Source organism: Streptococcus oralis ATCC 35037 (genome assembly GCF_900637025.1).
In the GTDB taxonomy this organism is placed as follows: domain Bacteria; phylum Bacillota; class Bacilli; order Lactobacillales; family Streptococcaceae; genus Streptococcus; species Streptococcus oralis.
This window is the reverse complement of sequence record NZ_LR134336.1, coordinates 715753-736263: the sequence shown is the minus strand read 5'-3', so window position 1 is coordinate 736263 and position 20511 is coordinate 715753. Positions and strand designations below refer to the sequence as shown.

General features: G+C 41.6%; 21 protein-coding genes. 1 reads left to right on the top strand and 20 read right to left on the bottom strand.

Features of this window, described 5'->3' with window-relative positions:
- Positions 1-4: 4 nt before the first annotated feature.
- The 7 genes from EL140_RS03730 to EL140_RS03700 all read right to left on the bottom strand — a co-directional run bounded on the left by EL140_RS03730 (position 5) and on the right by EL140_RS03700 (position 6201).
- The gene (locus EL140_RS03730) at positions 5-814 is read right to left on the bottom strand and encodes a purine-nucleoside phosphorylase (RefSeq protein WP_000143352.1); all 810 of its coding nucleotides are present in this window, start codon (positions 812-814) and stop codon (positions 5-7) included.
- Positions 811-1371, bottom strand: a complete 561-nt coding sequence (locus EL140_RS03725) for a DUF1697 domain-containing protein (RefSeq protein ID WP_002874484.1) — start codon at positions 1369-1371, stop codon at positions 811-813. Before EL140_RS03725 ends, EL140_RS03730 begins: the two co-directional genes overlap by 4 nt.
- A 1-nt stretch (position 1372) precedes the next feature.
- Positions 1373-2584, bottom strand: a complete 1212-nt coding sequence (locus EL140_RS03720) for a phosphopentomutase (protein ID WP_000033119.1) — start codon at positions 2582-2584, stop codon at positions 1373-1375.
- Positions 2585-2607: 23 nt separating this feature from the next.
- Positions 2608-3291 carry a ribose-5-phosphate isomerase RpiA gene (rpiA, locus tag EL140_RS03715; protein ID WP_000429279.1) on the bottom strand — a complete coding sequence of 228 codons (684 nt, stop codon included), beginning with the start codon at positions 3289-3291 and terminating at the stop codon, positions 2608-2610.
- 105 nt (positions 3292-3396) lie between these two features.
- A complete protein-coding gene (locus EL140_RS03710) occupies positions 3397-4326 on the bottom strand; it encodes a peptidase U32 family protein (RefSeq protein ID WP_000411177.1) in 930 nt (309 codons plus the stop codon).
- A gap of 125 nt (positions 4327-4451) precedes the next feature.
- Complete coding sequence (locus tag EL140_RS03705; RefSeq protein ID WP_000209232.1) at positions 4452-5132, bottom strand: ABC transporter ATP-binding protein; 681 nt, start codon at positions 5130-5132, stop codon at positions 4452-4454.
- A 13-nt stretch (positions 5133-5145) separates the two neighbouring features.
- The gene (locus EL140_RS03700) at positions 5146-6201 is read right to left on the bottom strand and encodes an ABC transporter permease (protein WP_000280278.1); all 1056 of its coding nucleotides are present in this window, start codon (positions 6199-6201) and stop codon (positions 5146-5148) included.
- A 386-nt stretch (positions 6202-6587) separates the two neighbouring features.
- Here EL140_RS03700 and EL140_RS03695 point away from each other — a divergent pair, with 386 nt between their 5' ends.
- Positions 6588-6872, top strand: coding sequence for a DUF3270 domain-containing protein (locus EL140_RS03695; protein ID WP_001276162.1), 285 nt, complete (start codon positions 6588-6590; stop codon positions 6870-6872).
- Positions 6873-6936: 64 nt separating this feature from the next.
- Here EL140_RS03695 and EL140_RS03690 read toward each other — a convergent pair whose 3' ends face one another.
- The 13 genes from EL140_RS03690 to gloA form a co-directional block, all read right to left on the bottom strand.
- A complete protein-coding gene (locus EL140_RS03690) occupies positions 6937-8274 on the bottom strand; it encodes a sensor histidine kinase (RefSeq protein ID WP_000482347.1) in 1338 nt (445 codons plus the stop codon).
- A complete protein-coding gene (ciaR, locus tag EL140_RS03685) occupies positions 8264-8938 on the bottom strand; it encodes a two-component system response regulator CiaR (protein ID WP_000590630.1) in 675 nt (224 codons plus the stop codon). Before ciaR ends, EL140_RS03690 begins: the two co-directional genes overlap by 11 nt.
- A gap of 109 nt (positions 8939-9047) precedes the next feature.
- Positions 9048-11594, bottom strand: a complete 2547-nt coding sequence (locus EL140_RS03680; RefSeq protein WP_001149145.1) for a M1 family metallopeptidase — start codon at positions 11592-11594, stop codon at positions 9048-9050.
- A gap of 121 nt (positions 11595-11715) precedes the next feature.
- The gene (locus EL140_RS03675) at positions 11716-12156 is read right to left on the bottom strand and encodes an ASCH domain-containing protein (protein ID WP_000188823.1); all 441 of its coding nucleotides are present in this window, start codon (positions 12154-12156) and stop codon (positions 11716-11718) included.
- A complete protein-coding gene (locus EL140_RS03670; protein ID WP_001245872.1) occupies positions 12153-13001 on the bottom strand; it encodes a putative PEP-binding protein in 849 nt (282 codons plus the stop codon). Before EL140_RS03670 ends, EL140_RS03675 begins: the two co-directional genes overlap by 4 nt.
- Positions 12979-13479, bottom strand: a complete 501-nt coding sequence (locus tag EL140_RS03665) for an NUDIX hydrolase (protein WP_000403333.1) — start codon at positions 13477-13479, stop codon at positions 12979-12981. The genes EL140_RS03670 and EL140_RS03665 overlap by 23 nt, the downstream gene beginning before the upstream one ends.
- A 10-nt stretch (positions 13480-13489) precedes the next feature.
- Positions 13490-14188 carry a 3-oxoacyl-ACP reductase gene (locus EL140_RS03660; protein WP_000198461.1) on the bottom strand — a complete coding sequence of 233 codons (699 nt, stop codon included), beginning with the start codon at positions 14186-14188 and terminating at the stop codon, positions 13490-13492.
- Positions 14181-14417, bottom strand: coding sequence for a DUF2829 domain-containing protein (locus EL140_RS03655; RefSeq protein WP_000141913.1), 237 nt, complete (start codon positions 14415-14417; stop codon positions 14181-14183). Before EL140_RS03655 ends, EL140_RS03660 begins: the two co-directional genes overlap by 8 nt.
- Before the next feature lie 91 nt (positions 14418-14508).
- On the bottom strand, positions 14509-15552 hold the full coding sequence (locus tag EL140_RS03650) for a DNA/RNA non-specific endonuclease (protein WP_000735443.1): 1044 nt from the start codon (positions 15550-15552) through the stop codon (positions 14509-14511).
- 167 nt (positions 15553-15719) lie between these two features.
- Entirely contained in the window at positions 15720-17972 is a 2253-nt protein-coding gene (locus EL140_RS03645) for a glucosaminidase domain-containing protein (RefSeq protein WP_000832905.1), read from the bottom strand.
- Positions 17973-18082: 110 nt separating this feature from the next.
- Positions 18083-19069, bottom strand: a complete 987-nt coding sequence (locus tag EL140_RS03640; RefSeq protein WP_002874472.1) for a dihydroorotate dehydrogenase — start codon at positions 19067-19069, stop codon at positions 18083-18085.
- A complete protein-coding gene (locus tag EL140_RS03635; RefSeq protein WP_001070080.1) occupies positions 19032-19832 on the bottom strand; it encodes a dihydroorotate dehydrogenase electron transfer subunit in 801 nt (266 codons plus the stop codon). The genes EL140_RS03640 and EL140_RS03635 overlap by 38 nt, the downstream gene beginning before the upstream one ends.
- 246 nt (positions 19833-20078) lie before the next feature.
- Complete coding sequence (gene gloA / locus EL140_RS03630) at positions 20079-20459, bottom strand: lactoylglutathione lyase (RefSeq protein ID WP_000157141.1); 381 nt, start codon at positions 20457-20459, stop codon at positions 20079-20081.
- Positions 20460-20511: the final 52 nt, after the last annotated feature.

Here is a 20511-nt window from a genome sequence, read left to right as displayed (position 1 = left end):
GACATTACAATTCAGCAAGAATCGCTTTAAGCAAGCCTTTGAAATCACCTTTGACACGTTCAGTCACTTCTACAACTTCCTCGTGGTTGAGTTCTTCTTGGAATCCTGCAGCATGGTTCGTAATACATGAAATTCCTAGAACTTTCAAGCCAGAGTGGGCTGCAACAATAACTTCAGGAACAGTGGACATACCAACTGCATCTGCTCCCAATGTCTTATAGGCACGAATTTCTGCAGGTGTTTCATAAGTCGGACCGGTTACACCGATATAGACACCTTCATCAAGTTTGATACCAAGTTTCTTAGCCACTTCATGGGCAGTTGCACGGTATTCTGGTGTGTAGGCTTTTGACATATCAGGGAAACGTGGACCAAAATCATCCAAGTTTTCACCCATCAATGGGTTCTGCCCCGTCATATTGATATGGTCTGAGATAGCCATCAAGGTACCAGGACCATATCCAATACCTCCAGCTGCATTGGTTACAATGACACCTTCACATCCGAGAACTTTCATCACACGTACTGGGAAAGTCACGACTTCAAGAGGATTTCCCTCATAGAAATGGAAACGACCTTGAAGAGCCAAGACCTGACGCCCTGCAAGTTCACCATATACCAATTTACCAGCGTGCCCAACTACTGTAGAGCGGCCCCAGTTTGGGATATCTGCATAGTCTACTACAATTGGATTTTCGATTTCTTCTGCCAATTCTCCAAGTCCTGATCCAAGGATTAGACCGAACTCAGGCGCTTGGATTCCCTTGTCTTTCAGGAAAGCAGCTGTTTCCTTGATTTTATCTAAAAATGTCATTGTGTGTCTCCTTTATTATTTGTTAACATTTGACCGATTTTGTCAAAGGTTTTTGCATTGCGAATGGTGATATTGCGATAAAAAGGCATCTTGAGCAAGTGCTTGTGATAGGCAGTTGCATAGTAGGATTTTTCAGAGAATTTCCCCCAGAAAATCCCATGTTTTCCAAAATGAACCACTTCATCTTTCAGTTCCAAACTTTCAACTGTCTCAATGACTTGAGCAACATCCAAGCCCTCCGTGTAAAAGAGGACGTCCTTTCGTGCCAAATCTTTGGTCCACCATTCAGGTAGATTTTCAAGTTCCGTTTCAAAATCCTCTTGACTCAGCAAGGAAAAGCTCTGAATAAATGGATAATGGACTGCAAAGAAATCCTCTAACTTTTCAACCAATTGGGCTTTGGAATCTGTCGAAGTAAAGAAAATATTGCCACTGTTGATGTAGGTATCAACTTTTTCCACTCCCAACTCTGTCAGTTCTTGACGAAGTTGCGCCATGACAACCTTATTCTTGCCACCGACATTAATGCCCCTTACCAGTAAAGAATAGCGTTTCATCTTATACCAATTTATCTAAGAAACTTTCCCCAATCATGGCAGTTTCCACACCAAAGTTATCCGCAACTGTTGCTGAGATATCTGCAAAATGCCCAACTGGAATGACACCATTTCCCTTAAAGCTAGGGCTGTATGCTAAAAGTGGAATATATTCACGAGTGTGGTCAGTTCCAGCATAGGTTGGGTCATTTCCGTGGTCCGCAGTAATCAAGAGAAGATCATTTTCTCTCATGGCAGCGATAATTTCAGGCAAGCGTTCATCAAACTCATGCAAGCAATCACGGTAGCCATGAGCATTGCGGCGGTGTCCATAAAGGGCATCAAAGTCCACCAAGTTTGTGAAAGAGAATCCTTTTTCAAACTCAGCAAGTCCCATTGTCTTCAAAAGTGTATCAATTCCGTGGCTGTTTGACTTGTTGTGACCCATGTCATGGTTGATACCAGCACCGTTGAAGATGTCGTTAATCTTACCAACCGCATATGTATCAATACCAGCTTCATTCAATTTGTCCAACACTGTTGGAGCAAATGGAGATACAGCCAAGTCACGACGGTTAGCCGTACGAGTGAAGTTTCCAGGCTCACCAACATAAGGACGAGCGATAATACGTCCGAGAAGAGCTGGACGCTCTAAAGTAATCGAACGCGCGTATTCACAGATACGGTACAATTCATCTAAAGGAATGATGTCTTCGTGGGCAGCAATTTGCAAAACAGGGTCAGCTGAAGTATAGATAATCAACTCTCCAGTTTCCATTTGACGTGGTCCGAAATCATCGATAACAGCCGTACCTGAGTAAGGTTTGTTGGCTTCACGAATGACCTTACGTCCTGAAAATTCTTCGATTTTTGTCAGGATTTCTTCTGGGAATCCGTTCCAGAAAGTATCGAAAGGCTCGGTAATGTTGAGTCCCATGATTTCCCAGTGACCAGTCATGGTATCCTTACCAAGGGAAACTTCTTCCAATTTTGTTGCATACCCTGTTGGATTGCTTTCAGCTGGTACAGTCTTAAGAGGAGTTTCACGTGGAATATTTCCTAGACCGATTTTAGCCATGTTTGGCACATTCAAACCAACTGTTTTTGAAATGTGTCCCAGTGTGTCAGAAGCTCCATCTGGAACTCCTGCATTGACAAAGTTATTGGCATCCGGCGCAGCACCGATTCCCACAGAATCCAGTACCACCAAGTGAATACGATTAAATTTTGACATAGTGTATCTCCTTATTATGTTGATTAGTTTGCTTTTGTTGAAGTTAAAATCTGAACCCCATCTCGTCCCGCTACGATGACCTTATCCACCATTTGGTTAAACAAGCCGTGCTCTACGACACCAACGACATGGTCCAATTCTTGCCCGAAGGCAATTGGATCTTCAATGACATCCAAAGCTAGGTCAATGATAAAGTTCTGCATATCGGTCACAAAACGTTGGCCGTCTTTTTCACGGAAACTTGGTTTATAGCCAGCTCGCTCAAACCGACGAAAGACCTGTTCTGCACCATACTGAACTACTTCCACAGGCAATTTAAAAGCACCTAGTTTCTCTACCAGTTTGCTTTCATCCACCACCCAAATGTATTCTTTTGATGGTGTCGCTACAACCTTCTCCATCAGAAGGGCACCACCTCCGCCTTTGATTCCGTTAAACTGGCTATCTACTTCATCCGCCCCGTCAACCGTCACATCAACAAAATCCACTTGATCAATCGACTTGAGCGGGATGTTAAGTCCTTCAGCCTGTTTACTAGTCACACTGGAAGTTGTCACAGCAGTAATCTGCAAACCTTCTTCCTTGATCCGACGACCTACTTCCTCTACGAAATAGTAGGCAGTAGAGCCCGTTCCAAGTCCGACTACCATGCCATCCTTGACAAACTCAGCAGCCTTGATACCTGCCATCTTTTTCAGATTCTCCACTTAAACACCTCCATTAAAGAGCTATTTTTATTATAACATGTATCCGTTTTTATTTCATGGATACACTGGAAAAACCCGAACATTTTTATTTCGGGTTTTGGTGTCCTATTTAACCATATCTGGATCGTAATCATAGAATCCTGTATCGAGAAAACGGTTTTTAGGGTGTAACTTGCGCACTTCCTCATCTAACAAGAAAGCTTGGTCATGGCTAAAGTTGCCCTCTTGGATTAAGCCACGCGCTTGAATAAAGAGTTTAGCAATTTCTACAAAATTCTGACCAGGTGTGTAGAGCCCCTCTAGCTTCCAGTGAGTGAAACCATGTTCTACTAATTCTGTCAATTTGGTCATCAAATCAAGGTCGTTATTTGCAAAGATGTGGGTGCCATGATTGTCTTCAAAGATAGAGTAATGGCTCTCAGGGTCACTCGGTTCTGCTAAGAAGAGGTCACGTTTACGTGTCTTTTCATCATCGATGTGCGTGAAGTTATAGTAGTTTTGCAAGAGCGGACGCTTAGAATGGTGAATGACACTAGCCCCGTAAACCAACACTTCAGCAGGAATTTCCAAAATCTCTGGCATCTTGAAGAGCTCAGCAGATGGAATTTCACGGGCCAAGACAGCCTCAGAGGCGCCAGCCTTTTGACCCCAGAAGTTAATCTGACGACTACTTGTCACCATGGTTGAAGCATCGTAGATGGTCTTAAAGGAATAGCCATCACGGTTGATCACATAAAAGACACCTGCATCTCCTACTGTAATATAGTCTGTCTTGATTTCTTCCAAGAAGTCTAGGAATGGCTTAATACGGTCCATCATATCTTGGTGCATGAGGGCATTAACCGCGACAATCAATTCTTTGCCAGCTTCATGAACGAGATTAGCGATGGTGCGTAAGTCTTCATAACTAAAGGTTGTTGGCAGACGAAGGCCAAAATCTTTCTCACCGACATAGATACGGTCTACTCCGGCTTCGAGTAACTGTTCAACTTGTTCAATACTTTCAGCAGTTGCTGTAATGATAATCTTTTCCATAAGAAAAATTATACCACATTTCTCAAAAATCAGCTATGGTTACTGAGAGTTTCACAAAAAGTTAAACTTGTTTCTATCTTTCCCAATCAAAAAAGTGAACAGTAACTTGTACTATTCACTCTATTTTATGCATGTGTTTTTTCAACTAGGTGGCCATCATTCATGACATAAATACGGTCAACCTTATCAAGAAGACGAGTATCATGTGTAATCATAACAACTCCTCTACCTTGTTCATGGGCAATGGCAGCCAACATCTCCGTTACTTGGTAGGCACGCTCGGTATCCAGACTGGCTGTCGGCTCATCTGCGAGCACAATGCTTGGATTGTTATAGAGCGCTCTAGCTATCGCCGCACGCTGACGTTCACCACCAGATAGAGCTTTGGGATAATGATTTTGAACTTTTTCCAAATCCAACAAGTCAAAGAGCTTTTTTCGGTCACTTTTACTATTTTTTCCCTTATCTAGTCTGTCTATCAAATCCAGCTGTTCCTTGACCGTTAGAAAAGGAATTAAGTTTGAAGCCTGGAGAATGAAACCAAACTCTCTAAAACGGAGATCTGTTTTTTCCTTCTCCGTTAAACTGCCTGTTTCCTTCCCTTTGACTAGAATCTTTCCACTCGATGCCTCCTGTAGTTGTCCTAGAGTTGTTAGAAAGGTCGTCTTTCCAGATCCTGAAGGCCCAACGATAGCTACGAACTCTCCCGCATTTAGCTGAAAATTCGTCTCATGCAGGGCTACGACTTTCATCTTTCCTTCCCCGTAAGTTTTTGTCACTTGATTCATTTCTATCAATGTTGTCATACTATTCTCCTTATCACTCTGCAATCGCAGTAATCGGGTCCACCTTTAGCAAGCGTGGAAGTGAAATGACACCACCTAGAAGGGCCATCAAGGAAATTACCAAGCTTAGGACAGAGTAGGCTATCCAACTTGGATAGAAAAAGAAGGTAGCTGGTAAGACTAAAATCACTCCTCCGATTGCCATCAAGGCTAAAACAATCCCCATACTAGACAAAAGGAATATTTGACAGAAAAGGGACCATACAATGGTTTTAATCTGTATTCCCTGAGCCCGCATTATTCCATAAAGACCTAGTTTTTGGATGGTAATGATATAAACAAAAATCCCCACAATCAAGCCTGTGATAACAATCATAGCGAGAATCATTCCTGAAAATACATTAACCTGAGGCGTGTAACCAGGAATTTTCGATATCATTTTTGGAATGGAAATCTGTTTCAGTCCGTCGCCAGTCACTTCTATGTCATTTTTCAATACCAAGGCAGAGATGGAACGATTGGCTTTCAAGGTTCCTTGTAAGGTCCAATAAGTTGTCAGACTCGTAAAGACAACAGGCTCGGTAAAAAATTTATTTCCTTGAGTCAGGCCTACGATCTTGTAACTTGTCTCACTTCCATTGAGCTGAATGGCATCACCTAGCTTCATCCCATAGTTCTCAAAAGACTGATCCACGACAACCTCATCATCCCCTTCTGGGTACCTTCCCTCCGTCAAACTAGGAGAGATAAAAGAGTCCCAGTTTTGAGCAAAGATGGAAACGTTAATCTTTTCACTACCATCGACTAGATTGGTCACAGCGAACATATAACCCAATGGAGCAGCCTCTTCAGAACTCTTTTCCTTGTAGTCTTTTTCAGGAATAAAAGATGCCGTCAAATTATCATTTGCGTAGTCGGATAAAACGACACCCGTCGCTTGCCAATTATCAATAGCGGCCCGGTTGTTTCGCACAAGACCAAGAGCTAGACTGGTCATAAAAAAGACCATAAAAGCGATAAGAAAAATGGTCGTTAAGATCAAACTATATCGAAGTTTGTTTCGTAATATCTCTTTGATAGCAAGATACATGCTTATCTCCTTTTACTTTTCCCAGAGGTAGCAAGAATGCCACCCAGTCCAATAGACAGAATCTCTGTCCTTCCATCCATTCAAAACAACTCCTATCAATACTCTTCAAAAGTATCCAGGTAGCAACTTAACAAATCATCTTAGGAAAAAGCCTCAGCTTGCTATCAATTTATATAAGTTATCCTTACCTTTCTCAGTATATTTATAATATAGAAAGTTAGGTCATCTGTTTTTAAGTGTAACATCCATGCTATCATTTTCTCTAGTGGGTGTCAAGAAGAGCGACTTAGAGGATGATAAGAGACTTTAGTGTTTTTGTAACAATCCTGTAATAATTCTCTGCATAAAAAATGATAAAATAGTTATGTACTGTTAAGGAGAGAATCATGTCCGCAAGAAAACTAGAAGCTTATGAGTTTGAACAAGCTCCCGAATCGAAACAAACTCCGCTTTACCAAGATTACACACCTGAAGCCCCAGTCGGCCCTAACCTAAAAGAGATTTTATTTTTTGTAAATATCGCTTGTTTCTGTATTTTTATGGCACTTTTTAGTTTTATCTTTTTAGCCTTAAAATTAAATACAGCTTTGTCCTTTATCGCTGCTATGGCAACAAGCTTCGCTCTTTTACAACTTCAACGAAAGATGATGAAACGAAAATTTTCAAAATAAAGGTTGGTACTTCTACCAACCTCTTTTCTAGTTATCAAAAAAGACAGTTATCTAACTGTCTTTTTTATTTATTCTTACGTTTTGAAGGAGATTGAATAGCGATTTTAACTTCAAAAATCGTTCCTCTAGGTTTGTTATCTTTCACGCTAATCGTTCCTCGCAAAGCATCAACAATCTGCTTGGCCAAAGATAGTCCAAGACCAAAGCCACCTTTCTGACGGGTTCTCGCCTTGTCTACACGGTAAAATCGATCAAAGATTTTCTTCTTATCAGTAGCTGAGATTCCAATTCCATTATCCGTTACTGTTAGATAAAGGTGACGATCTGTAGCATGGACTACAAACTCAATTTTCCCATCTTCTTCAGTATACTTGATGGCATTGTCAAATAAGATGGTCATGAGTTGTTTTAGGAGCAACTGATCGGTCATGAAAGGACGATAAATCCGATTTTCATACTCAAAAATACGATCATTTTCAGAAGCAATCAACTCATAGTTAGCAAAGGTTGTCTTAAAGAACTGTGGTGATACTTCTGCTATTTCTGGTTTGATTCCATCATCGCGACGTGCAAGGTTGAGAAGATTGGTCGTGAGGAAACGCATGTTGCGAACTTCTTCAAGACTGGAAGCGATACTTTCGCTGGATTCCATAATCGTTGCCTCTGGTTTTCGAAAGAGATTCTCTAACCGATTTTGTAAAACGGCCAAAGGCGTTCTCAGTTCGTGACTAGCATTTTCAACAAAGGACTTCTGCTTTTGCATACTTTCCAGCAAGGGTTTGACACTGACACGTGCCAAATAAACACTGGCAATTAAAGACAGGAGCCAGAAACTAGCCATGACTACAACAATTAAATGCTCGTGGTTTTGGCTGATTTGCTCGAGCTGGCTAGTATTGATTAAAACCGCCGCATACTTGACGTTACTTGATACGGAGGAAGAGTTGGTTTCCATCAAAATCATCCGATAGGTTTCTTCCTGACCGTAACTATTGACAACTTGGATTTGCCGAATGTGATTCAACTCTTTTTTGTCCAGCTTGATCTTATCCAAACCTAAAAAACGATTGCCCAGTAAGAGTTGGTTAAAATCCTTGTCAAAGAGCAAGACTTCCGTATTGGAGCTGACATTGGGTTTGATTTCAGCCTTGTTGGCATCCGCTGTTGCTGGTTGAATATCCTTGACCTCTTCAGTTGCCCGATTCAGGGCCAACTGGATAACCGCTTGGGGACTGCTACTAAGGGCTTGGAGTTTTTCATCTACAGAAGTGTAGAGACTCGAGTGCATGACCTGGAGGATAATCAAGGTCATAGCAGAGAAGATCAGGGTGAACACTCCAAAGTTTCGAATGAAATAGCTGAAATCATCCGCATACCATGTTTTTTTTAGTTTATTGAACATCTTTTAAAATATACCCGACACTACGCAAGGTTTGAAGATTTTCAGCAAAGGCTGTTCCCTTCAATTTCTTACGAACTTTTGAGACATAGACTTCTACAACGGAAATCGTCGTATCGCTATCAAATCCCCATAGACGGTCAAAAATTTGCGTCTTGGGAAGAATAACATTTTGATTTTGAAGGAAATAAACCAATAACTCAAACTCTTTTCCGAGTAGTTCTACAGGAGTATCTTCCACTTTCACTTCATTCGTTGAAAGGTTGACGACAATATCCCCATAGGTTAAGGTGTTTTCGTTAAATTTACCTGAACGTTTGAGAAGGGCTTGGATCCGCATTTTGAGTTCTTCTAGATAGAAAGGTTTGGTGAGGTAGTCATCCGCTCCCAACTCAAAACCATGTCCCTTGTCATCCAAACTTTCCTTAGCAGTCATGATAAGAACTGGTGTCGTGATTCCTTTCTCACGCAATTCTTTCAAGACTTGGAAACCATTTTTTTCAGGCAACATCAGGTCAAGCAAAATCAAGTCATAAACGCCACTTTCTGCTTCGTAGAGACCTTCTTCTCCATCAAAAACCTGCATGACATCTGCAAAATCATCCAAAAAGTCAAATACTGAGTTTGACAGACCCAGGTCATCTTCTACTAATAAGATTTTTATCATCAGAAACTCCTCCTTGTTATGATTATTATACCAAAATTGCCTTAAAAAAAACTCAACTCTCTCTTCTTTTCAGATAGAAAGTTGAGTTTTTGTTTACATTTTGAACGAATTAAGCCTTGCCATATTGGGCTACAACAGCTTCGACTGCTGCTTTCTCACGCTTAATCAAGTCAACACGCGCTGCGATATCCTTGATCCCCATGCGGATATTACGGCTAAGAGCTAGGTCAGAGAGTTGTGGCTCAAAGAATTCCTTGTACTCTGCCAAGCGTTGCTCAGTCTTAAATACATGGGCAGGTAGGATAACAAAGCTATCAAAGCTCATATCCCCACCAAGAGCTGCCTTGATCCAATCCCAGTTTTCACGCGCCCATACCCAAACAGTTTCTTGAGTTGTTTGATGATCTAGGAACTGGTAATACCAAGCAGACAAATCTTGTGGTTTCACCACAAACTTGTCCTTCCATGAACTAATCAAGGTTTGGATATTGTCGGCATCTGTACTGTATGCTAGAGCAGCTGCCAACTGGCGTTTGAAGACAGCATCTGTGGCATGAGTGTAGAGGTCCAAATAAGTTGCGACCAATTCCTTGGTCTCATGGTGTTTCATCTCATTGATGAGAACTTGTGCACGGATGGCTGCTGGAAGGCCTGCAAGATTTTCCTTATGAGCTGCAAAGATTTGGCTAGCGACTTGACTAGCTTCTGCATCATTGGAGCGAATCATCATAGAAACGGCCAACTGACGAACCAATTCATCCTCTTCTGATTCTCCATCTTTGGCTTCAAAACCAAGACGGTCATAGTTATGACGAGCCAATTTAGCAACCAGACTGTTAAAGGCTTTCTCAGTTTCTGTTCCTTCATCGATAAAGCGTTCAAGGGCAGCAATCACTTGAGAAACAGCTGAAACCACAAGGTAAGACTCTTCCTTAGCAAGTTTATCAAGGACTGGGAGCAAGTCTGCATAAGAAATGCGACCCGCTTCAGCAAGCAGACGACGTTCTTGGACGATTTGTAGTTTGCTTGTGTTATCAAGCTCAACTAGGTCAGCAAGAATGGCATCTAACAAGTCTCCTTGGTAGTCTGTAATATAGTGGGCTGTATTTTCTGTGTTAAGGCGAAGAGCTCCTTCATTTTCAGCAAGAAGAGCGGCATAGCCAGGGATTTCGATGCTTTCAGTTTCGAGTGTATCTGGCAAGCCTTTCCAGTTGCTGTTAAGTGGCACAACCCAGAGACGGTTCTTGTCTTCGTGCTCACCGATAAAGAATTGTTTTTGCGAAATCTTCAAGACATCATTTTCAACTTTGACAGTGAGAACTGGATAACCAGGTTGCTCCAACCAAGAATCCATGAAGGCTGCAACATCACGACCTGATGCTTGACCAAGGGCATTCCATAGGTCACGACCAATGGTATTTCCATATTGGTGCTTTTCAAAGTAAGCATGCAAGCCTTTAGCGAAATCCGCATCACCGAGCCAACGGCGAAGCATGTGCATGAGACGGCTTCCTTTGGCATAGACAATAGCTCCGTCAAAGAGGGTATTGATTTCATCTGGGTGTTTGACTTCGACATGGACAGACTGAACACCATCCGTCGCATCGCGTTTAAGCGCAGCTGGAACACCACCTGTTTGGAAGTCTTCAAAGATATTCCAGCTTGGCTCGATGGCATCCACACAGACGTATTCCATCATGTTAGCGAAGCTTTCATTAAGCCAAAGGTCATCCCACCATTTCATAGTCACGAGGTTACCAAACCATTGGTGAGCCAACTCATGTGCTACAACTAGGGCAACTTGTTGACGGCTAGCAAAGGTTGAGTTCTCATCCACAACTAAGTAAACTTCACGGTAGGTCACAAGACCCCAGTTTTCCATAGCACCAGCTGAGAAGTCAGGAAGGGCAATGTGGAGAGATTGAGGGATTGGATACTTAACTCCATAGTAATCTTCGTAAAACTCGATCGAGCGAACGGCGATGTCCAATGAGAAATCAAGGTTAGATAGTGGGTGGGCTTTGGTTGAGTAGACACCTACGAGGGTACCGTTTTTAGTTTTAGCGGTCACCCCTTGCAAATCACCTGCTACAAATGCTAACAAGTAAGAAGACATGCGAGGTGTTGTCTCAAACTTCCAGACGCCTGTTTCCTTACGGTTTTCCACATCGATTTCTGGCATGTTCGACAAGGCCACTTCACCTTCTGCTTGATCAAAACGAAGAGAAAGGTCAAAAGTTGCTTTGGCTTCAGGCTCATCCACACATGGGAAGGCTTCACGCGCAAAATGGCTTTCAAACTGAGTAGACAAGACTTCCTTCTTGATACCATCCACTGTGTAGTAAGAAGGGTAAATCCCTGTCATGTTGTCTGTGATTTTTCCTGAAAAAGCGATGACCAATTCAACTTGACCAGCCTCAGCCAATTCGATATGAAGGGCTTCATTGTCATGGTCAACTGTAAATGGACGAGCTTGACCCGCAACTTCTACAGAAGTGATTTCCAAGTCTTTTTGGTGAAGGGAAATACGGTCACTTTGTGCTTGACCAGTAATGGTCACCTTCCCAGAAAAGGTCTTGGTCTCACGACTCAAGTCTAAAAATAAATCATAATGTTCAGGAACAAATTGGGTAATAAAATGTTCAACTGCTTGCATAGTTTTCTCCTATTCTAAGTTTAAGAGTTTTACTCTTCTTCAAACAAACTTATTATATCATGTTTTGCTTAAGAAAAAAGGATTGGACGGCGATTTCCAAAACTTTCTTCCTTCTATCTGTCTACAGAGGGTAGACCTTGCAAAATTCTTCTAAAACAACCTTGCTGTCAGGTGTAAAAGTCAAGCCCGCTTCCTCCAGCCACTCCGTGAAACAGTCTTCATGAACCTGGCGCCAATAGGCTAAAGATTTGTCTCCCTCACCTTCCTTGTAGGCATGGTCTGCAGAAACTTGATGAAAAGGCTGAACGGAGACCTTTGTAATTTCGACAATACAGACAGCCTGATTTTGACTGTCTAAAATGACATCGAAGGTCCCTTCTTGTGGAAGTGGTTCGTCTTCTAGTGCGTAGAGGTCATAGGCCGAGGCAGTTGCTGTCTTTTCGCCTCTTAGAACCAAGTCAGCTAAGAGATCTGCCTCTACTCCAAAAGCCCAGGCATCTATCTCATCTCCGATAGAGGGGTTGATTTGCTTGTAGTCATTCCACATTTCTTGCGGTGTCATGGGTTGCTCCTTTGTAATTTTTTACTTAATTCTTTTACACGTTTGAGGTGGTCTGGATGGTCAATCTCTAAATTAAAAATCTCTGGAATAGAACTGTAGTGGATAATACACTTGATACCCGTCTGATTCATTTTTTGTATGAAAGAAGGATTCAGATAGCCTGCTACAGCAAAGTTAATCTTTTTCATCCTTGCTTTATCCTGCATATCTCTCAGCATATCTAACATTATTGGACTTTCCATATCATGCCATTGACTGTTTCTCACAGTCGCAAAAACAAAAGAAGTCAAATCATTCATTCCAACTATAATCTTTGAAATACCAGTTTCCAGTATCCTGTCCAAGTCAAAATAAGCTGACGGTAATTCAATCATTGTACCGACTTTTCCAGTAAAACCATGCTGACGTAATACCCTAATAACTTGCTTTAACTGCTCAGCATCATTGACAAAAGGAAAGATAACAGACAGATTGGGATTTGTTTGATAAACTTCTGTAACGACATGTGCTTCAGCCTGAAATTCATCAGGACACGCCAGCAAGCGCCTAGTTCCTCTATAACCAAACAAGGGATGATTTTCATCAAAATGCTCTTTAGTCCCCTCTAAACAATTAGCTTCTGTATTTGTTAACTCTGAAAAACGATACCAAACCTCTTCGTCTGAGTACAAGGAGCAAATGGTATCTAGATAATCTTTTACAAATTGCTGGCAACTTGCTAATAGGATGTTCTGATTAAGCTCTCTCAACAAATATTCTCCACGAATCATACCGACGTGGTGCAATAACTGAGGATAAACTTTTTCAACAATTTGTTCTCCACTAAGGACAAGTTGGTTTCTCATCATTCACCTTCCAATTCATGTAAGAAGTCTTGTCCAGCTCTGGAAATCCTAATAATTCAGACTTGACCTTCAAGACTAATGGCGATGCATTTTCTTCTGTGATTTTCTGAAAATCCATCCAAATATATCCAAGTGAATCATTCGCACCATCAGAGACAGCTTCCGAAATCGTAACCTGAGGTTCCTTCTCGTTGACCTCAATATCATAAAATGCCATGATATGGTGAACCATAAAATTTTTTAACTCTTCCCTGACGAAAACATCGTAGATTCGAGGATTAGAGTAGCTTCTAACAGTATGTCCCGTCTCTTCCATAACTTCTCTAATCAGCGTTTCCGTCAATCCTTCCCCAAGTTGCTGACTACCACCGGGTAAATCATAACGATGTTGATAAGGGCCCCTCGTTTTTTCAATGCAGAGTAACTTCCCATTTTCAAAGCAAACAGCATAGACTCCAAAGTGTTTTTTGATTTCCATCTATCTCCTCCTACTTCAAAGACCAGCCACCATCTATTGTCAAGATTTGTCCCTGCATGGCGCCCGCCTTTCCACTTGCTAAGAAAAGACTAAGCTCTGCTACTTCCTCTGGCTCGATCCAGCGCTTGATTGGCGTTTCACTAGCCACCCAGTCAGCCAATCCACCTGGCTCAAAGTCGGCAGCAGTCATGGCTGTCTTGACAGCTCCTGGAGCAATCCCAAAGATCTGAATACCAGCCTCAGCATAGTCTAGAGCCAACTGCTTGGTAAATCCTGCCAAGGCGTGCTTAGACGACGTATAGGCGTGACCACCACCTCCTGCTAGATTTGATGCAATGGAACACATATTGATAATGATTCCTTTTTTATTTTCCAGCATTTGCGTCAAATAATAGCGAGTCAACTCAACAGGAGTCACGTAGTTGATTTCAAAAATCTCTTGAATTTCCTGCGCTGTTTGAACCAAAAGTGGTTTGTAATCATCCAAAACTCCTGCAGTATTGCACAAGACATCCACCTGAGGACACCAGTCAAAAATTGGTTCCAAGCCCAAGGTCAAATCTCTCTGTAAAAAGTGAAAATCACGCTCTAAGAGTGGATTTTCACCTTGGTCCACACCATAAACTTGATAGCCATTCTCTAAAAAGAGTCGGGCTTGAGCCAGACCAATCCCTGAACTCACTCCCGTAATCAATACTCGTCTAGTCATGGACTTCTACCCAATCCGTTGCCAAAACATCACAAGGTGTCGGGCTCCACATGGAAAAACCTTCCCCTTCTCCAGACACGTTGATGAGGAAATAAGGCGTCACTTCAAGTGCAACCCCGTTTTGCTCGATAGTGTCAAAGAGTTGGACATAGTTTTCAGCCCCTCCCCAACCAGTTCGTACATATTTTTTCTTGGCCTTTAACCCAGGCAGGATTTCTTCAAATGTCATGATGTTCTCCTTCAATTCTACATTCTTCATTTAATTATAACAAAAAACCGTTTTCCAACGGCTTTTTGACTGTGTATCTGCTAAATTCTCACTACCACTGCAATCCGGCTTCTCTAATTTCTTTCTTAGAAGCGAATTTACCATTTGGTCTGTGCCATCTTCCGTTTCTATCTCTAAAGTAACCACCTGAATTTGTTGATTGCGAGTTTGATTCCTGGCTTTCTTCTTGTTCTTGTGCGGCTTGACGAGCTTTTTCCTGTTCTTCTTCTTTTGCTTTCTTTTCAGTTACTTCTTTTTCTTCAGCCTCTTTCTTGGCTTTTTCCTCAGCTTCCTTCTTAGCCTTTTCTTCAGCTTCTTTTTTAGCTTTTTCTTCTTTGTTTTCAACTGTATTTTTAGCCGTACCATCCAAATAATTGATTTCCGCATTAGCTGAAACATTGTCTAAAATAACATGTGTCACTGAATACTGATCAACCTTTTCTTTACTACCACCCAATTTGATTTCCAAGAGTTTGCCATTTTCATCAATTCCCACATACTGCAATTCAATTTGTCTCGGAATCAATTCATCTTTCTGATAGATTGGGGTCACCTTGTAATCAAGATAGTAGTTCGGGTGATTGGCCAACCAGGAGTCCAATCGATTTTCATAGTAAAGCATGCTACTTTGGTTTTGGTCATCTGTTCCAGAATAATTTCCAGCATTGAGCCAGTTAGTCATAGGAACCAAGTTTTTCTTTTCATCGTTTAATCCACTAAACTGGTACCCAATCAAATGACCACGATTCATCAACCAAGCCTTTTTAGAGCCATCTCCATAATAAAAATTATAGTTGTGCCAACCAACTGGGTTATAACTTATCTTAGGCTCTCTCTTCTCTGTTGGTTCATCACTGTCCTTAAGTTGAATATGAGCACCCGTTGCGCGTGATTTAGAATCCAATTCCCCAAGTTCTAGTTGTTTCTCATTTTTAAAAGGCAAGAGTCCAGCTTCTTTAAACAACTTTTCATCGAACTTGATTTGCTTCTGTTCAATTTTTTCTTCTGGGACCTTTGATTCCGCCTTATGTCCAGAACAAGCAACTAGTGTTGTGATTGAAAGCAAGGCAATTGAGAAGGATAGTAGCTTTTTCATAAAAGTCTCCTCTTTATATAGTAATTAGATTAATATCTCCTATTACATTTTACTATCATTTTGTTAATTGTTCAAGAATAAAGAGACTGTTATTATACTATTTCTCCTCCAATGTTTAAAACAAAAACGATAACCACTTCTCAGTAGTTACCGTTGATTTCTTTTGATTAGTCTTTCCCACCAAGTTTGCTGTTGATGGTCATCATGATGCTGGCTATCTTCTCACCCCAGTATGGATCTGAAGCATAGCGAACATTCATTCCGGTTGCTTTATTTCCAAGGTGGTCTCTACCGTAGTCGATGTAATTCTCACGGATCCACTTGGCCGCTCCGAGAATTCCTTTGTCCACATTATCAAAGCTCTTGGCTGAGAGATATGGGCTAGTATCATAAGCAGCAATACCAAAGAAGTTGTTCTTATCTCTGGCAATTTGACTGCGTCCCCAAGCACTTTCAAGGGCACTATGGGCCATCAAGTAAAGGGCATTTACACCGTAGCGTTCCTCAGCTTCTTTGAAAGTCGCTCCTTTACCTGCAAGAGGACTATCCTGCAAGTTCATCATTGAATACAGTTTATCCAACTCAGCTGCACTATAATTACTTGGTTCTCTCAAGTTTTTATAGAGGAAAGGATTTTTAATGGTAAAGCCATCAAAATGCTCTCCATCAGTTGAGTAGTACTTCTTGCCAATAACCATAGCAGAGGTGTGTGGAGCTACTTTGATACTCGTGTATGGAGAGAGTTCATGGTAAAGGAATTTCCCATCACTAGTATAATGAGGGATAAACTCGCTTCCTTCATCCACTGCTGTCAAATCACTTTGATTCATATAGCCAGACAAGCCAGAAATCGAAACTGCAAGTCGGCCACCTTTTCGCGTCGAGCTATCCAGTGAAACAATACTTCCTTGATTAATGTAACTCAAGATTTCTCCAGATGCACTGTAGACATAGGCTGTGATGGGTTTAACTTTGTAATATTTGGTTTTATCCGCAACATGCCATCTACCAGAAGCATCCAAGGTATGACCATCCACAGTTTCATTTTTTGCCATATAACCGCCTGATTTAAGGTAATACCATGATTGGTCGGATGAATCGTAGATTAATTCTTTCTCAGCCATCTTTCCATTTGACTTGAGATAGAACCAGTTATTCTTGTACCATACCCACTCACTCGCAGCCATATAACCACCAGATTTGAGATAGTAGTAACCATTATCCCAGAGCCATTCTTTATTGGCATAATTTCCATCAGAGTTGATATAGAACCAAGAGTTATAGTTCTTGTCAAAGAGCCAACCTTTGCCGGCTTTTACACCACTGCTCGTCACATAACTACGGTCAATCCAAGTTTCCGTAGAGAGGTAGCCGCCTGATTTGAAATGGTAATCCTTGCCTTTGATGGTTTGCCAACCTTTTTCAGCATAGGTTCCATCATCTTTCAAGTAAAACCAAGAGTTATAATTCTTGTCAAAGAGCCATTCCGATTTCAATTTAGCTCCACTCTTCGCAACATAGAAACGATCTATCCAGCGCTCGGTAGAAAGATAGCCGCCTGATTTGAAATGGTAATCTTTTTCTTTAATCGTTTCCCAGCCTTTTTCGGCATAGGTTCCGTCAGCTTTCAAGTAAAACCAAGCATCATAATTCTTATCAAAGAGCCATTCCGATTTCAATTTAGCTCCACTCTTCGCAACATAGAAGCGATCAATCCAACGTTCAGTAGAAAGATAACCGCCTGATTTAAAATGGTAGTCCTTCCCATCTATAGTTAACCACCTATTTTCAGCATAGGTACCATCTTGTTGAAGGTAGAACCAACTGCTATAGTTGTCATCATAAATCCAGGCTTGTTTAACCTTATTACCATTTTCTGATATATAGCTTTTACCAAGCCAAGCATTTTTCAGCATTTTACCTTGTGAATTGATGTAGTACTGGTTCTCACCTTGAGTGATCCACTCATCTTTGGCCATTTTCCCGTCTTCTTTAAGGTAATATTTTTCTTGACCTTGTTGAATCCATTCTTTTTGAGCTTTCTGACCATCAGACTTTAGATAATACCAGGATTCTTTTTCCTGATTAAATATCCACTGTTCCTTTGCTTTAGCACCACTTTCAGTCACATAGTACTGGCCAACCCACGTTTTCGTAGCTAATTTTCCAGCTTCGTTAAAATAGTAATCTTTACCACCAACTGTCAACCAGCCATTTTCTGCACGTTGACCATTATCTTTAAGATAAAACCAGTTCTGATGCGTTTGGTCAAAAAGCCATTGCTTGGTTGCTGGTTTCCCGTCTGCTTTGAGGTAGGTCTTTCCTTGCCAAGTCCCCTCTTCTGCTTTTGCTGTCTCCACTACAGTAAAAAAACACCCCAATAAGCCAGCACTTACTAGGGCCACTTTCCATCGTTTCATTTAAATGCTCCAATAACGTTTTCTAAACCCTATTGTAACATAGTTAATCGACGGAAATATTACAAATTGATGAAGATTCTATTTCTTGTTGACGATAAGGAAGACCTAGCTTATCTCAGATTGGCTTTGACTTCCTGACGGAGATTTTCTAGACTGCTAATGCCGTATTTATCCATGACTTTTGGTAAATTTTCAATAATATCAGGACAGGCATATGGATTGGTAAAATTGGCTGTTCCAACTCCGATAGCAGAGGCACCAGCCAGATACATTTCTAGCGCTGCTTCAGCAGAATCCACTCCTCCCATTCCAATGATGGGAAGGTCGGTTGTTTGGGCGACTTGGCGGATGAGTTTGAGGGCTACTGGAAAGACTGCTGGTCCAGACATTCCACCTGTTCCATTGGCTAGGATTGGTTTTCTGGTTTTAAGGTCAAAGCGCATACCGACAAGGGTATTGATCATGGTTAGGCCACTTGCCCCTGCATCTTCTGCGGCTTTGGCGATGGTGACAACATCCGTTACACTAGGGGTTAATTTAACATAAACTGGCACATCAGAGGCTTCCACAGCTGCCTTTACCACTTCATAAGCCAAGTCAGGATCTTGCCCAATCAAAAGTCCATGATTGCCGTGATCCACATTCGGACAAGAGATATTGAGCTCGATAGCTTTTACATTTGTAGCCTTGGAAATCCCCTGAGAAACGGCAGCGTACTCTTGTTTTGAAAAGCCTGCTACATTGGCGATGATGGGAAGCGAAGGATATTCTCTTTCCAGCCAAGGCAACTTTTCAGCTAAAACAGCTTCTAAACCTGGATTTTGTAAACCGATTGCATTGAGCATACCTGCAGGCGTTTCTGCCACCCTGGGAGTAGGATTCCCAAAACGGGGTTCAAGTGTCGTCGCCTTGATCATAATGGAGCCTAAAAGGTCTAAATCATAGTATTTGGCATACTCTTGGCCGAAACCAAAACAGCCTGATGCTGGAATGATGGGATTTTTCAAATCCAAGCCCGGTAGTGAAACTTGTAAGCGATTTGTAGTCATGACTTTCTCCTTATAATACAACTGTTCCTGTACGGAAAACAGGGCCATCTTCACAGACGCGTTGACTAATTGTCTCACTATCTGGCACTTTTAGGACACAGGCATAGCAAGCCCCCATCCCACAAGCCATACGAGATTCTAGAGATAGATAGGCTCTTGGGTGATTATAAAATTTTTGATTGATGTACTTCATCATTCCAGGCGCTCCACATGAGTAAACAGCATCAAATTGACTGTCTAAGTCATTAATGACGACTGACACATTTCCCTTGATACCATATGAACCATCATCTGTCGTTACAAAGACCTGACCATATTGGGTCAATTCTGTTTCGAGAATCACAGCATCCTTGTTGGCAAAACCGAGGACTGTCACTACTTTCACCCCACGCGCATGCAATTCCTTGGCCACTTCAAGCAAGGGGGGAACACCAATCCCACCACCAACGAGGAGAACTTGGCTCTGATTGTCTAAATCAGACAAGTCAAAACCATTTCCCTGAGGTCCCATCACATCAAGAGTATCTCCCTGTCTTAAAGTTGAAAAAATAGCTGTCCCAGCCCCCTCTATCCGATAAATGAGATGACACTGCTTCTTGACCTTGTCAATAGACGAAATTGAAATAGGACGGCGCAAGAGATGGGCATCATCAGGCACGCGCAGATGGAGAAATTGGCCTGCTCGCATGGCTTCAACCATTTCTCCTTCTAGGACTAATTCAAAGATTGCTGGCGCAATTTCCTCCTGAGCGACCACCTTCATGGTTTCCAAACGAATGGCACCCAAACGCTTCTTACATGTGGGATTCATGACTTTTCCTCCTTAAATTTAAGGGGACCAGATAAAGAAAAGACCTTGCTATTGCAAGGTCTCAGTCGAGATAGGATAGAACTCATGCGCACACCTAAAAAGTCTCCGCAGAGAGTTCCCTATCCCTTTTATCTGACACCTTGTGAGTCTCTCTGGACTCCCCTTAAAGGTTAAATTTGTATTAGTATACTCTTTCAAAGTAAAAAAGTCAAGTAGAAAACGAACATTCTACTTGACTGTACTGGATTATTTTTCACGAATGACTTCGACCTTGTAGCCATCCGGATCCTTGACAAAGTAATAGTTTGGTGGGTTACCTGGTAGGCCTTTGGGCTCTGTAACCTCATAGCCTTTAGCGCTATGTTCTTGATGGAGTGCCTCAAGGTCAGGTGTACTGAGGGCAATATGGGCAAAGCCGTCTCCTACAACATAAGGGCCGTGGTCATAGTTATAGGTCAACTCCAATTCATAGTCATCACCGTCAAGTCCTAGATAGACAATCGTGAAAGCATAATCTGGAAAATCCTTACGACGCAACTCTTTAAAACCAAAAGCATCTTGATAGAATGCAATTGATTTTTCAAGGTTTTCTACTCGCAAGCAAGTATGTAACATTTTTGAAGCCATTTTCATTACCTCTTTCATTTGAATAGTTCCATTATACCTTTATTCAGAAAAA